15 protein-coding genes are annotated in these 13,189 nt (G+C 49.7%); 7 read left to right on the plus strand and 8 right to left on the minus strand.

The features are described from left to right. Positions 1-130: 130 nt before the first annotated feature. From D9738_RS07535 to yoaJ, 3 genes are read left to right on the plus strand one after another with little or no spacing between them, the layout of a single operon-like run. The gene (locus D9738_RS07535) at positions 131-1,156 is read left to right on the plus strand and encodes a sensor domain-containing diguanylate cyclase (RefSeq protein ID WP_130259884.1); all 1,026 of its coding nucleotides are present in this window, start codon (positions 131-133) and stop codon (positions 1,154-1,156) included. A gap of 32 nt (positions 1,157-1,188) precedes the next feature. Continuing rightward, on the plus strand, positions 1,189-1,287 hold the full coding sequence (locus tag D9738_RS07540) for a YoaK family small membrane protein (RefSeq protein WP_001219350.1): 99 nt from the start codon (positions 1,189-1,191) through the stop codon (positions 1,285-1,287). Positions 1,288-1,289: 2 nt separating this feature from the next. After that, positions 1,290-1,364: a protein YoaJ gene (gene yoaJ / locus D9738_RS07545; protein ID WP_001386836.1), complete on the plus strand. Its 75-nt coding sequence runs from the start codon at positions 1,290-1,292 to the stop codon at positions 1,362-1,364. A gap of 59 nt (positions 1,365-1,423) precedes the next feature. Here yoaJ and D9738_RS07550 read toward each other — a convergent pair whose 3' ends face one another. The 5 genes from D9738_RS07550 to dmlR all read right to left on the minus strand — a co-directional run bounded on the left by D9738_RS07550 (position 1,424) and on the right by dmlR (position 4,228). Continuing rightward, positions 1,424-1,672 carry a GlsB/YeaQ/YmgE family stress response membrane protein gene (locus tag D9738_RS07550; RefSeq protein WP_064529219.1) on the minus strand — a complete coding sequence of 83 codons (249 nt, stop codon included), beginning with the start codon at positions 1,670-1,672 and terminating at the stop codon, positions 1,424-1,426. A gap of 149 nt (positions 1,673-1,821) precedes the next feature. Continuing rightward, the gene (locus D9738_RS07555) at positions 1,822-2,004 is read right to left on the minus strand and encodes a DUF1869 domain-containing protein (RefSeq protein WP_064529220.1); all 183 of its coding nucleotides are present in this window, start codon (positions 2,002-2,004) and stop codon (positions 1,822-1,824) included. Positions 2,005-2,007: 3 nt separating this feature from the next. After that, positions 2,008-2,358, minus strand: coding sequence for a DUF1971 domain-containing protein YeaR (yeaR, locus tag D9738_RS07560; protein ID WP_240725503.1), 351 nt, complete (start codon positions 2,356-2,358; stop codon positions 2,008-2,010). A 181-nt stretch (positions 2,359-2,539) separates the two neighbouring features. Then, positions 2,540-3,178: a leucine efflux protein LeuE gene (gene leuE, locus D9738_RS07565; protein WP_130208404.1), complete on the minus strand. Its 639-nt coding sequence runs from the start codon at positions 3,176-3,178 to the stop codon at positions 2,540-2,542. Positions 3,179-3,304: 126 nt separating this feature from the next. Continuing rightward, complete coding sequence (gene dmlR, locus D9738_RS07570) at positions 3,305-4,228, minus strand: DNA-binding transcriptional regulator DmlR (protein WP_130257682.1); 924 nt, start codon at positions 4,226-4,228, stop codon at positions 3,305-3,307. A gap of 102 nt (positions 4,229-4,330) precedes the next feature. On the opposite strand from dmlR, the gene dmlA reads away from it, so the two are divergent. From dmlA to yeaX, 4 genes are all read left to right on the plus strand, one after another. Further along, on the plus strand, positions 4,331-5,416 hold the full coding sequence (gene dmlA, locus D9738_RS07575) for a multifunctional D-malate/3-isopropylmalate/tartarate dehydrogenase (RefSeq protein ID WP_130259885.1): 1,086 nt from the start codon (positions 4,331-4,333) through the stop codon (positions 5,414-5,416). 250 nt (positions 5,417-5,666) lie between these two features. Next, positions 5,667-7,277, plus strand: coding sequence for a BCCT family transporter YeaV (gene yeaV / locus D9738_RS07580; protein WP_130259886.1), 1,611 nt, complete (start codon positions 5,667-5,669; stop codon positions 7,275-7,277). 31 nt (positions 7,278-7,308) lie between these two features. Further along, positions 7,309-8,433: a carnitine monooxygenase, oxygenase subunit YeaW gene (yeaW, locus tag D9738_RS07585; protein ID WP_033869918.1), complete on the plus strand. Its 1,125-nt coding sequence runs from the start codon at positions 7,309-7,311 to the stop codon at positions 8,431-8,433. 55 nt (positions 8,434-8,488) lie between these two features. Further along, the gene (yeaX, locus tag D9738_RS07590) at positions 8,489-9,454 is read left to right on the plus strand and encodes a carnitine monooxygenase reductase subunit YeaX (RefSeq protein WP_130259887.1); all 966 of its coding nucleotides are present in this window, start codon (positions 8,489-8,491) and stop codon (positions 9,452-9,454) included. 41 nt (positions 9,455-9,495) lie between these two features. Here the strand turns inward: yeaX and rnd are convergent, their stop codons facing one another. The 3 genes from rnd to yeaY form a co-directional block, all read right to left on the minus strand. Further along, positions 9,496-10,611, minus strand: coding sequence for a ribonuclease D (gene rnd / locus D9738_RS07595; protein WP_130259888.1), 1,116 nt, complete (start codon positions 10,609-10,611; stop codon positions 9,496-9,498). Positions 10,612-10,692: 81 nt separating this feature from the next. After that, the gene (fadD, locus tag D9738_RS07600; RefSeq protein WP_130259889.1) at positions 10,693-12,378 is read right to left on the minus strand and encodes a long-chain-fatty-acid--CoA ligase FadD; all 1,686 of its coding nucleotides are present in this window, start codon (positions 12,376-12,378) and stop codon (positions 10,693-10,695) included. A 204-nt stretch (positions 12,379-12,582) separates the two neighbouring features. Further along, positions 12,583-13,164: a Slp family lipoprotein YeaY gene (yeaY, locus tag D9738_RS07605; protein WP_130218769.1), complete on the minus strand. Its 582-nt coding sequence runs from the start codon at positions 13,162-13,164 to the stop codon at positions 12,583-12,585. Positions 13,165-13,189 lie beyond the last annotated feature (25 nt).

Genomic DNA, 13,189 nt, shown 5'->3' on the forward strand with positions numbered 1-13,189 from the left:
TTGCAGCACTATTTCTTTTACATTCATTCAAAATACATTACGTCTGGTTTCATCTTCGTTGATGATGTTTTATCATGCCTGCAAAGATTAAATATTCAGCATTTTACCTACCACCTCCTGGAGTTCTTTCGTGTCAGATCAGATCATTGCCCGCGTCTCGCAGTCACTCGTCTCGGAACAGTCTCTGGAAAGTCTGGTCCGGCAACTTCTGGAGATGCTAGAAATGGTTACCGACATGGAGTCGACGTATCTGACAAAAGTGGATATTGACGCGCGCCTGCAACACATTTTGTATGCCCGTAATAGCCAGAAAATGCACATCCCGGAGAATTTTACCGTTTCCTGGGATCACTCATTGTGCAAACGCGCAATTGATGAGAACTGTTTTTTCAGCGATGAAGTCCCTGACCGTTGGGGCGACTGCATTGCGGCACGCAATCTTGGGATCACGACATTTCTGAGCACGCCGATTCACTTACCGGATGGCTCATTCTACGGCACGCTTTGCGCCGCCAGCAGCGAGAAACGCCCGTGGAGCGAACGCGCGGAGCAAGTTTTGCAGTTATTCGCCGGGCTTATTACACAATACATCCAAAAAGAGGCGCTGGTTGAGCAATTGCGTGAAGCTAATGCGGCGTTGATTGCGCAATCTTATACTGACTCTTTGACGGGACTGCCGAATCGAAGGGCAATTTTTGATAATCTGACGACACTGTTTTCTCTCGCGCGGCATCTGAAACGTAAAGCCATTATTGCCTTTATCGATCTGGATAACTTCAAATTAATCAATGACCGTTTTGGTCATAATAGCGGCGATCTGTTTCTTATTCAGGTTGGCCAGCGCCTTAACACACTACATCAGAATAGCGAGATTATTGGTCGTCTCGGCGGTGATGAATTTTTGGTCGCGTCGCTGGCCGATGAAAATGCCGATATCCCGTCATTGCGTGAGCGTATTCAGCAGCAAATACGCGGTGAATATCACTTAGGTGATGTTGACTTGTTTTATCCTGGCGCCAGCCTCGGCATTATTGAAGTGGATCCTGAAACAACTGATGCCGACAGCGCCCTGCATGCCGCCGATATTGCAATGTACCAGGAGAAAAAACACAAAGAGAAAAAACCTTTTGTCGCGCATTCAGCTCTGGATTCCTGAGGCGTATTCACATCCTTTTGATTGGTGATAACATGCGAATCGGTATTATTTTCCCTGTCGTAATCTTTATTACGGCAGTCGTATTTTTAGCGTGGTTTTTTATTGGCGGCTATGCTGCCCCGGGAGCATAAAGATGAAAAAAACAACGATTATTATGATGGGTGTTGCGATTATTGTCGTCCTTGGTACCGAGTTAGGATGGTGGTAACACTGCAACTGTAAAAATAGCAAAGGCTGCGAAAAAGCAGCCTTTGTTTTATTTGAGCGTTAGCTTTTGACTTTTCTGTAGATAAACAGCACGACAAGCGCACCGATCACCGCAACCACGAAGCTGCCAAAGTTAAAGCCATCGACTTTACCAAAACCAAACAGTGTACTGATCCATCCGCCGACCACGGCGCCGACAATCCCCAACAGGATAGTCATGAAGAATCCACCACCATCTTTACCTGGCATAATCCACTTCGCCAGAATACCAGCAATAAGCCCAAAAATAATCCATGACAGAATGCCCATTTTATCCTTCCTTATCTGTTTTGTATTAGCGAGTTGGTCGCTAATAAAAAGCATAGCACAACATCAAAGAAGTAAAAATTGTGATGAGCATCACGCATATTTTTTTTTGCGATGGCGCATAAAATGGCGAATTTTTCTATCAGGTAAAATTACCAGCCACAAACATCATGTTCGTTTTCTGTGTCATAAGAGCGCACCGTGTTAACAAGATCTTTTAACACTTCCGCCGCAACTTCTGGCACCAGCAATGTCATCGGTGTCTCTGTTTCGTAATCAACAGAGACACCATTACTGTTATTGGTGACGGTTACGGTATACGTTGCTTTGCCCATAATTCATCTCCCGGTATGAATGACTTTCCGTTGTTTTGCGCCTTCCATCAGGACTTCAGGGGCAACGAAGAAGTCGATGTTGAAATAAGTATCGTCAGTCATGGCTTCAATGTTGTGCCATTTTTCCGGCGGGAACACCGCAAATTGCCCCGCTTCGATAAGGATCACCTGATCAGGTTCTGTGCTGTGTTCATCAGCATAGCCGAGATATTTGACCGCCCCATGCATAACGGACAATCGAGGGTAAACCCCGGGACGAGTTCCTTTATCAAGATGACGTTCGAATATTCCGGCAGGTGCGGTTTGTTTATTCCAGAAAGGTGTTGAGCGTGTATGAATGTAATTCTGTGGGATTTGTAGCATCCTTCTCCCTCCTTCGGTAAATGCGCTGAAAACCGTTTATTCCAGCCGTTTCAGGGTACGCCTGATAATTTGCATTTTAAATACCATTTATTGGTTACTTTTTAGCACTGCGTCAACGTCCAGGCGCGGTAGCGTTCAGGAGGGAAGCCCGCGGCATCGCGGGCAGAAAGCATTAAGATTGCAGCGTCGCCAGTCGAGCGGCAAAACCGACAAACATCAAACCAATCAGAGAGTTGCCTAGTTTTGCCAGTTTCTTTTTAGTGCGAATGTACTGCGTGACAAAGGCGCCGGAAATAATCAGGAAGCTCAAATAACAGAAGCTGACTATCTCAAGTGTCATCGCCAGAATAAAGAACGAAATACCCGTATGTGGCGCATTAACGTCGATAAATTGCACGAAAAATGACACGTAGAATAAAATAGCTTTCGGGTTGGTCAGGCTCAATATTAGTGCGCGCTTGAAAATAGCGCCATATTGCGGTTCATCCGATTTGGCCTCGCTATTGTTGCCCTTCAGGGTGGCGTAAAGAATTTTACCCCCAAGATAGAGCAAATAAAACGCGCCAAGATAACGTACGATGTTGAATAATATCGGTGTGGTCTTAATCAACGTTGCCACACCTGCCCACGCCAGAAACATTAATACCGCATCACCAATAAATACGCCGCAGGCTGCAAGATAACCACCTTTCACTCCACTGCTGACGCTATTTTTAAGCACAAACAAAGTATTCGGCCCAGGCACCAGCACGATAAAAATGGCCCCAACCAGATAGGTCCAGTAATTCAGAACCCCATATTCAGCGAACACGTTAACCTCTTTAATTTTCTTTGGGAAATGCGCGATTAAAGGTGAATATGCTAACCAATCTGTAGTGGCTTAGAAAGGAGAAAATCAGGTTTTAACCTGATAATAACCCGATAATTGAATCATTAATCAGGCGTGATCCAGTGAAAAATTCGGGTAGTGCTCGGCAAAATACTGGCGTAAAAACTCTACCGTTATCCGCACCTTCGCTGATGTTGCCAGCCTGGATACATACACCGCCCAGACATTCGCGGGCTGATAATACTCCGGTAGTACCTGCACCAAATGGCCACTGGCAATATTTTCGCTGACATCCCACCAGGAGCGCAGCGCAATACCCTGACCATCGAGACACCATTGATGCACTATTTCACCATGATTAGACGATAGCGGGCCAGTGACTTTAATGGCGTGGTTTCCTTCCTTATTGCGCAATTGCCAGACGCCAAATGGATGATCGCGCTCTTTTATAACCAGACAAGGTAACGCTGAAAGGTCCGTGAAATGTTTCGGCGCACCATGTTGTGCAATAAATTCCGGCGACGCGCAGAGGATACGGTAATTGGTCGCCAGTTTGCGGGCGATTAAGTTAGGTGCAATGTCATCACCAATACGAATATCGAGATCGACGCCTTCATTGACCAGGTCGACCAGTCTGTCTTCCACGTCAAAGCGTAATTCCAGTTGCGGATAAGCCTTTGCCAGCGCCGATAATGCCGGAGCTACAACTCGCCGTCCAAACCCAAAACTACTGATAACACGCAACATCCCTTGTGGCACGAGGCGCACGTCGGAGAGTTCATCCATCATCTGCCCGACATCCTGCAATATGCGCTGCGCCCACTCATAAATCCGCTCACCTTCTTCGGTGATCGTCACGCGACGAGTGGTGCGGTGTAATAACACCACGTTCAGCGTTTGTTCCAGTAAGGCGATACGCTTGCTAACGAAAGCCGGAGAAACCCCCATTTCTTCTGCTACAGCAGCAAAACCAGCCCGGCGAGCCACCAGCATAAAGACGCGCAAATCGTTCAGCAGCGGTAAATTATTCATGATTCGTGTTTTATGTTTCACCAGTTGCGGGGATTAATTCCTTTTCAGTCAATTATAGGATGAGGGTATTGTCAATTTTGATGGTCAGGAAGTGAGAACCCAATGATGAAAACGTTTCGGATCGCTGCAATACCCGGGGATGGAATCGGCAAAGAAGTCCTTCCTGAAGGGATTCGTGTGTTACAGGCTGCCGCTGAACGCTGGGGCTTTGCCTTAAGCTTTGAGCAGATGGAATGGGCAAGCTGTGAATATTACAACCATCACGGCAAAATGATGCCGGACGACTGGCATGAACAACTCAGCAGTTTCGACGCTATCTACTTTGGTGCCGTCGGCTGGCCGGATACCGTTCCGGACCATATTTCGTTATGGGGATCGCTGCTGAAATTTCGCCGTGAATTTGACCAATACGTTAACCTGCGTCCGGTCCGCCTCTTTCCTGGCGTACCTTGCCCACTGGCGGGGAAACAGCCTGGCGATATCGATTTTTACGTAGTGCGCGAGAACACGGAAGGCGAATACTCGTCTCTGGGTGGACGGCTAAACGAAGGAACGGAGCATGAGGTTGTCATCCAGGAATCGGTATTTACCCGCCGTGGTGTCGACCGTATTTTGCGTTATGCCTTTGAACTTGCACAAAGCCGCCCACGTAAGACGCTAACTTCTGCCACTAAATCGAACGGTTTAGCCATCAGCATGCCGTACTGGGATGAGCGAGTGGAAGCAATGGCTGAGAATTACCCTGGGATCCGCTGGGACAAACAGCATATTGATATTCTCTGCGCGCGTTTTGTGATGCAGCCGGAACGCTTCGATGTGGTGGTGGCGTCCAATTTGTTTGGCGATATCCTTTCCGACCTTGGCCCGGCCTGCACCGGCACCATCGGCATTGCCCCATCCGCCAACCTGAATCCGGAACGTACTTTCCCGTCGCTCTTCGAGCCTGTCCACGGTTCCGCGCCGGATATCTACGGGAAAAATATTGCTAACCCTATCGCCACGATTTGGGCCGGTGCAATGATGCTCGATTTCCTCGGCAATGGCGATGAGCGTTTCCAGCAAGCGCATAACGGTATTCTGGCAGCGATTGAAGAAGTGATTGCTCACGGGCCGAAAACACCCGATATGAAAGGCAATGCCACCACGCCACAGGTTGCCGACGCGATTTGCAAAATTATTTTGCGTTAAGGTCAAACCAGTTTATTTGAACCGCGTCACTGACGCGGTTTTTTTATTCATTCTCTTCAGTAAATAACCTGCGTCATTTCACCTTTTATTGTTTCCGTTTCGTGTTTTATGGCTTTCCGTATTCTTAATTGTTTAATTTATGTAACATGCAAATAATCAATTTGTTAAACACAACATGCAATTCATTACCCTGCACATAATTACAACTAGCAAAAGCCAGAGACGGGCTTTTATGCCCAGGAGATGACTCATGATGAGCAATGTTAAGAAAAAAGATGTGCCGCTGATAAGCATCAGCCTGGTGGCCATTCTTTTCATCGCAGCTGCATTAAGCCTTTTCCCACAACAATCGGCCGACGCGGCCAACGCAATATTCACTTTTGTCACGCGTACGTTAGGTTCCGCCGTACAGGTATTGGTTTTGCTGGCAATGGGACTGGTGATTTATTTAGCCACCAGTAAATACGGCAATATTCGTCTTGGCGAAGGAAAACCGGAATACAGCACGCTCTCCTGGCTGTTTATGTTTATTTGTGCCGGTTTAGGTTCTTCTACGCTTTATTGGGGGGTTGCTGAGTGGGCCTATTATTATCAAACGCCTGGTTTAAATATCGCGCCACGTTCACAACAGGCACTCGAATTTAGCGTTCCCTACTCCTTCTTCCATTGGGGCATCAGCGCCTGGGCAACTTATACGCTGGCCTCATTAATCATGGCTTACCACTTTCATGTGCGGAAAAATAAAGGGCTGAGCCTTTCCGGCATTATTGCTGCTATTACCGGCGTTCGCCCGCAAGGTCCGTGGGGAAAACTGGTCGATTTGATGTTCCTGATCGCCACTGTCGGCGCACTGACCATTTCCCTGGTCGTCACCGCCGCAACCTTTACCCGTGGGCTTTCCGCGCTGACCGGTTTACCGGATAACTTCACCGTGCAGGCATTTGTGATCCTGCTTTCCGGCGGCATTTTTTGCCTTAGCTCGTGGATTGGTATCAACAACGGTTTGCAACGTCTGAGCAAAATGGTTGGCTGGGGCGCCTTCCTGCTGCCATTGCTGGTTCTGATTGTCGGCCCAACCGAATTTATTACCAACAGCATCATCAATGCCATCGGCCTGACCACGCAAAACTTCCTGCAAATGAGCTTATTTACCGATCCGCTTGGCGATGGTTCATTTACCCGCAACTGGACCGTTTTCTACTGGCTGTGGTGGATCTCATACACGCCCGGTGTGGCAATGTTTGTCACCCGCGTTTCGCGCGGTCGTAAGATTAAAGAAGTTATCTGGGGCTTGATCCTCGGCAGCACCGTCGGTTGCTGGTTCTTCTTCGGTGTCATGGAAAGCTATGCCATTCATCAGTTTATCAATGGCGTAATCAACGTCCCACAGGTGCTGGAAACACTGGGCGGTGAAACTGCCGTTCAACAAGTTCTGATGTCGTTGCCAGCAGGTAAATTATTCCTCGCCGCATACCTGGGCGTGATGATTATTTTCCTTGCCTCGCATATGGATGCGGTGGCCTACACTATGGCGGCGACCAGTACGCGAAATCTCCAGGAAGGTGACGATCCTGACCGTGGGCTGCGTCTTTTCTGGTGCGTGGTGATCACACTGATCCCGCTTTCAATTCTGTTCACCGGCGCGTCGCTGGAAACGATGAAAACCACCGTCGTGCTCACAGCCCTTCCCTTCCTCGTCATTTTACTGGTGAAAGTCGGCGGATTTCTTCGCTGGCTGAAACAGGATTACGCCGACATTCCGGCTCATCAAGTTGAACATTATCTCCCGCAGACACCGGTAGAAGCATCGGAAAAAGATCCGCTGATCCCGGCAGGAACGGTATTCAAAGGCGACAACTGAACGCCATCATCCTAACGATAAAGGTATCCCTATGAGCAATCTGAGCCCTGACTTAGTACTACCCGAAAATTTTTGCGCTAACCCGCAAGAGGCATGGACTATTCCGGCCCGTTTCTATACCGATCAGAACGCCTTTGAACACGAAAAAGAGAACGTCTTCGCCAAAAGCTGGATTTGCGTCGCTCACAGTAGCGAACTGGCGAATGCGAATGATTACGTGACGCGTGAGATCATTGGCGAAAGCATTGTTCTGGTACGCGGTCGTGATAAGGTTTTGCGCGCGTTCTATAACGTGTGTCCGCACCGTGGTCATCAGTTGTTGAGCGGTGAAGGAAAAGCAAAAAATGTGATTACCTGTCCGTATCACGCATGGGCATTCAAACTCGATGGCAACCTGGCCCACGCACGTAACTGTGAAAACGTCGCTAATTTCGACAGCGACAAAGCGCAACTGGTCCCGGTGCGTCTGGAAGAATATGCCGGATTCGTCTTCATCAACATGGACCCCAACGCCACCAGCGTAGAAGATCAGTTACCCGGTCTGGGAGCGAAAGTGCTGGAAGCCTGCCCGGAAGTCCACGACCTGAAACTGGCGGCCCGCTTTACCACCCGCACGCCTGCCAACTGGAAGAACATTGTCGATAACTATCTCGAGTGCTATCACTGTGGTCCGGCGCATCCAGGTTTCTCCGACTCCGTTCAGGTTGATCGTTACTGGCACACCATGCACGGTAACTGGACACTGCAATACGGTTTCGCCAAACCGTCAGAACAGTCGTTTAAATTTGAAGAGGGTACGGATGCGGCATTCCACGGTTTCTGGCTGTGGCCGTGCACTATGCTAAACGTCACACCGATCAAAGGGATGATGACGGTCATTTATGAATTCCCGGTGGATTCTGAAACCACCCTGCAAAACTACGATATTTACTTCACCAATGAAGAGTTAACCGACGAGCAAAAATCGCTGATTGAGTGGTATCGCGATGTGTTCCGTCCGGAGGATTTACGTCTGGTTGAAAGCGTACAGAAAGGGCTGAAATCGCGTGGCTATCGTGGTCAGGGGCGCATCATGGCCGACAGTAGCGGTAGCGGGATTTCCGAACACGGTATCGCCCATTTCCATAATCTGCTGGCGCAGGTATTTAAGGACTAATGACATCGGCGGCGGTCTATTCCGCCGCCGGGCTGATTTTTGATGGAGTACAGCAATGTCAGACTATCAAATGTTTGAAGTACAGGTGAGTCAGATAGAACCGCTTACCGAGCAGGTGAAACGCTTCACGCTGGTGACAACCGATGGCAAACCATTACCTGCGTTCACCGGAGGAAGTCACGTCATTGTGCAGATGAGCGATGGTGATAACCAGTACAGCAATGCGTATTCGCTGCTGAGTTCGCCGCTCGATACAACTCATTATCAGATTGCCGTTCGACTGGAAGAAAACTCGCGCGGTGGTTCGCGCTTTTTGCATCAGCAGGTGAAAGCTGGCGATCAGTTGACCATTTCGACGCCTAATAATCTGTTTGCCCTAATTCCCTCGGCCAGAAAGCATCTGTTTATCGCGGGCGGTATTGGTATCACCCCTTTCCTGTCGCACATGGCAGAGTTGCAACACAGCGACGTCGACTGGCAGCTACATTACTGCTCGCGAAATCCAGAAAGTTGCGCATTTCGTGATGAGCTAGTCCAGCATCCGCAGACTGATAGAATCCATTTTCATCACTCATCGATCGGAACGCGACTTGAATTAGCGCGATTATTGGCGGATATCGAACCTGGCACACACGTTTATACCTGTGGCCCCGAGGCGCTAAATGAAGCGGTAAGAAGTGAAGCTGCACGTCTGGACATCGCCGCCGATACGCTGCATTTTGAGCAGTTTGCTATTGAAGACAAAACCGGCGATGCGTTTACACTGGTGCTCGCCCGTTCCGGTAAAGAGTTTGTGGTGCCGGAAGAGATGACCATTTTGCAGGTTATTGAAAATAATAAAGCGGCAAAAGTGGAATGTTTATGTCGTGAAGGGGTATGCGGGACCTGCGAAACGGCGATTCTGGAAGGTGAAGCTGACCATCGGGACCAGTATTTTAGCGATGAAGAACGCGCCAGCCAGCAAAGTATGTTGATCTGTTGTTCACGCGCGAAGGGTAAACGCCTGGTGTTGGATTTGTAGTTTGCCTGAAGCCGGACGCACCTGTCCGGCTCAGGAAGGTTTTACTGCGGATATTCCTGCAATAAATTGTGCAATGCTTCTGCCATCAGCTCACCGCGCCAGCCGGAAATCAGCTCCGGCAAATTGTTCTGCGGTTTCAGTTTCCAGTGCCAGTTCAGCAGCTGGTTGATTTGCCGACGCGATGCCAGCAATTCGGCGCTGATTTTGTGCGTTTCGCTCACGTCAGTAATCAGCGATTTAATCGCTTTAAACGCTTTGCGATAACCGGGCATGTCCATCAGGTTAAGCATCGGCTGCGGTAAGGCCTCTTCCGGCAATGCCTGCGCTTTTTCCACCAGCGCCAGCAGCGTTTTACCGTGGGAGCGGATTTCGCTACCGGATAAACCCAGGCTGTCCAGTTCTCCTAAACTTCCCGGCATATAACGCGCTACCGACCACAAATGCTCTTCACGCACGACAAAGTTCACCGCCAGATCGCGCTCCCGCGCCTTGCGCAGTCGCCAGTCGGCTAACAGTTGCAGACAGGCCAGTTGGCGCGTACGTAATTGCCAGGCATTGGTGATATCACGCCAGGCATCTTCCGGCGCAACGACTTCCTGACGACGCATTTGCATCAGGCGGCATTCATCCAGCGCCGCAGGTAACCAGCCAGAGGCTTCCGTTTCTACCATTAGCTTTGCGGTGATCGGTAACAAATACCAGACGTCCGCCGCCGCGTATTCGCATTGACGTTCGGTTAGCGGTCTTGCCAACCAGTCGGTGCGCGATTCGCTCTTGTCGAGCGTAACGCCGGTGTACTCTTCCACCATGGAAGCAAATCCCCACGACATCGGGCGTCCGCAGAAAGCAGCGAGGATTTGCGTGTCAATTAGGGGTTGTGGTAATTCGCCAAAGACATTGAGGAACACTTCCAGATCCTCACTGCCCGCATGGAGAAATTTGGTAATGGACGGATCACGCAGGATCGCTTTCAGCGGTGACCAGTCGGTGATCCCGAGCGGATCGATTAGCGCCAGATGCTCGCCATCGAAAAGTTGAATCAACCCCAGCTGCGGGTAATAGGTGCGCGTACGAACAAATTCAGTATCCAGGGCTATCGCCGGAAAGGCACGGACGGCTTCACACAAAGAAGCCAGCGCATCGTCCGTGGTAATCATTTGGTAATTCAAATTGTATTCTCTTTAGTGGGCGTCAAAAAAAACGCCGGATTAACCGGCGTCTGACGACTGACTTAACGCTCAGGCTTTATTGTCCACTTTGCCGCGCGCTTCGTCACGTAATTCTCGTCGCAAAATTTTTCCGACGTTAGATTTCGGTAACTCATCACGAAACTCCACCAGCTTCGGTACTTTGTAGCCCGTGAGCTGACGGCGACAAAAGGTCACCAGTGACTCTTCGGTAAGCGATGGATCTTTTTTCACTACGAAGATTTTCACCGCTTCACCACTGGAGCCGGAGGGTACGCCAACCGCCGCGACTTCCTGTACGCCAGGATGCTGCATGACGACATCTTCAATCTCGTTGGGATAAACGTTAAAACCGGAAACCAGAATCATGTCTTTTTTACGATCGACAATACGCAGGAATCCTTCTTCATCCATCACCGCGATGTCGCCAGTGTGTAACCAGCCATTTTTGATGATCTCATCGGTAGCATCCGGACGCTGCCAGTACCCCAGCATCACCTGCGGTCCTTTGACACAAAGCTCACCCGGTTGACCCGGTGGTACTTCGTTGTCGTCGTCATCCACCAGTTTGGCTTCCGTCGACGGTACCGGCAAACCGATGCTACCGCTATGATAATCAATATCATACGGGTTAACGCTGACCAGCGGCGCGCACTCGGTCAGGCCATAACCTTCCAGCAGATACTGTCCGGTCAGTTTCACCCAGCGTTCTGCCACCACTTGTTGAACAGGCATCCCACCGCCTGCGGAAAGGTGCAGACTGGAGAAATCCAGTTGCTGGAACTCTTTATTGTTCAGCAACGCATTGAACAAGGTGTTTACGCCGGTGATAGCGGTAAACGGATATTTCGCCAGCTCTTTCACCAGCCCCGGAATATCACGTGGGTTAGTAATAAGCAGGTTCTGCCCGCCCAGTTCAATAAACAGCAGACAGTTAATGGTCAGTGCAAAAATGTGATAGAGCGGCAGTGCCGTTACTACCAGTTCTTTACCTGGATGCAGCAACGGCCCATAGGTGGCGTTGACCTGTTCTAGGTTCGCCAGCATATTGCGGTGAGTCAGCATCGCGCCTTTCGCCACGCCTGTAGTGCCGCCAGTGTATTGCAGGAAAGCTAAATCTTCCGGCACCAGTTCGGGTTTGACGTACTGCATCCGGTAGCCGTTATGCAGGGCGCTACGAAATGAAATGGCATCTGGCAGATGGTATTTCGGCACCAGACGCTTGATGTATTTAACAACGAAATTGACTACCGTGCCTTTTGCCGTAGAAAGTTGATCGCCCATACGGGTCAGAATAACGTGCTGGACTGCAGTTTTATCAACCACTTTTTCCAGGGTGTGAGCAAAGTTAGACACGATAACAATCGCCGATGCGCCACTATCGTTAAGCTGATGCTCAAGCTCGCGCGGGGTATACAACGGGTTAACGTTTACGACAATCATCCCGGCGCGCAAAATGCCGAACAGCGCCACTGGATATTGCAATAAGTTAGGCATCATCAGCGCAACGCGATCGCCTTTCTTCAGCCCCAACCCTTGTTGCAAATAAGCGGCAAACGCGCGACTGCGTTCTTCCAGCTTGCGGAAGGTCATTACCTCCCCCATATTCATAAACGCGGGCTGATCGGCGTAGCGCGTGACCGACTGCTCAAACATATCTACCAGAGATTGATAACGGTCAGGGTTGATCTCCGTCGGAACGTCCGCGGGATAACGGTTAAGCCAAACCTTCTTCAATTCTTCACCTCTAAAATGCGTGTTCGTCGTCATCGCAACCCCAAGTAATAAACATGTTGTTAACATAATATTAACTCATCTTACCAGCTTGATAATTACCCAACGAAAAGGTTGCGAAGCGCGTCACTATTTATTTTTATCTTTACCGTAAGAATGCAGAAACAGCGGACCAGCCGCTGTTTCTTTTTCTTTAAAAACAAGCAATTATTCAGTTACAACTGTTTGTACTCTCGCGGGGCCGGGATTATACCAGCCCCATCCGCCGTAGCCATAGGGCCAGCCTCGCCCACCATAAAACCAGGGATCAATCGGCTGTGGCGGCATAATCACCTGCTGGGTTAAATGCCAACGTTTGTAACCCGTTGCCTGCATTACCATAAATTTATATGGCGTGTTGCCGATTTTTCCGTCAACCGTACCGGTGATTGGCCCGACAACTGTCACCAGCTGGCCTCGGAAATCGACCGGATCAAGAAAACCATTCACATCGGCATAAATGCGCCCACGCGACGGTTCTCCCAGCGTCGGTCTTGCTCCGCTGTCGAGTGGTACAGTGGCAATCTCCAGGCGGGTTTTCCCTTGCTGGTTTTGCACCGCAACCACTTTACCGCCAAATCGCGCTTCCTGACCAACGTACAGCTGCGGCGCATTCATCACCCGAACTAAATCTTGTTGCGGCGTTGGGCTACTGCCTTTAATGGCGTCCGGCACAGTGACACAACCGCTCAGTATTAGCGCAAACGTACCTGCCAGTATGCCTTTGATAACATTGTTTTGAACCGCCATGATGCGACTCCTTTTTTCTCAGGGC

It is taken from the genome of Escherichia sp. E10V5, from assembly GCF_004212315.1.
Taxonomy (GTDB): domain Bacteria; phylum Pseudomonadota; class Gammaproteobacteria; order Enterobacterales; family Enterobacteriaceae; genus Escherichia.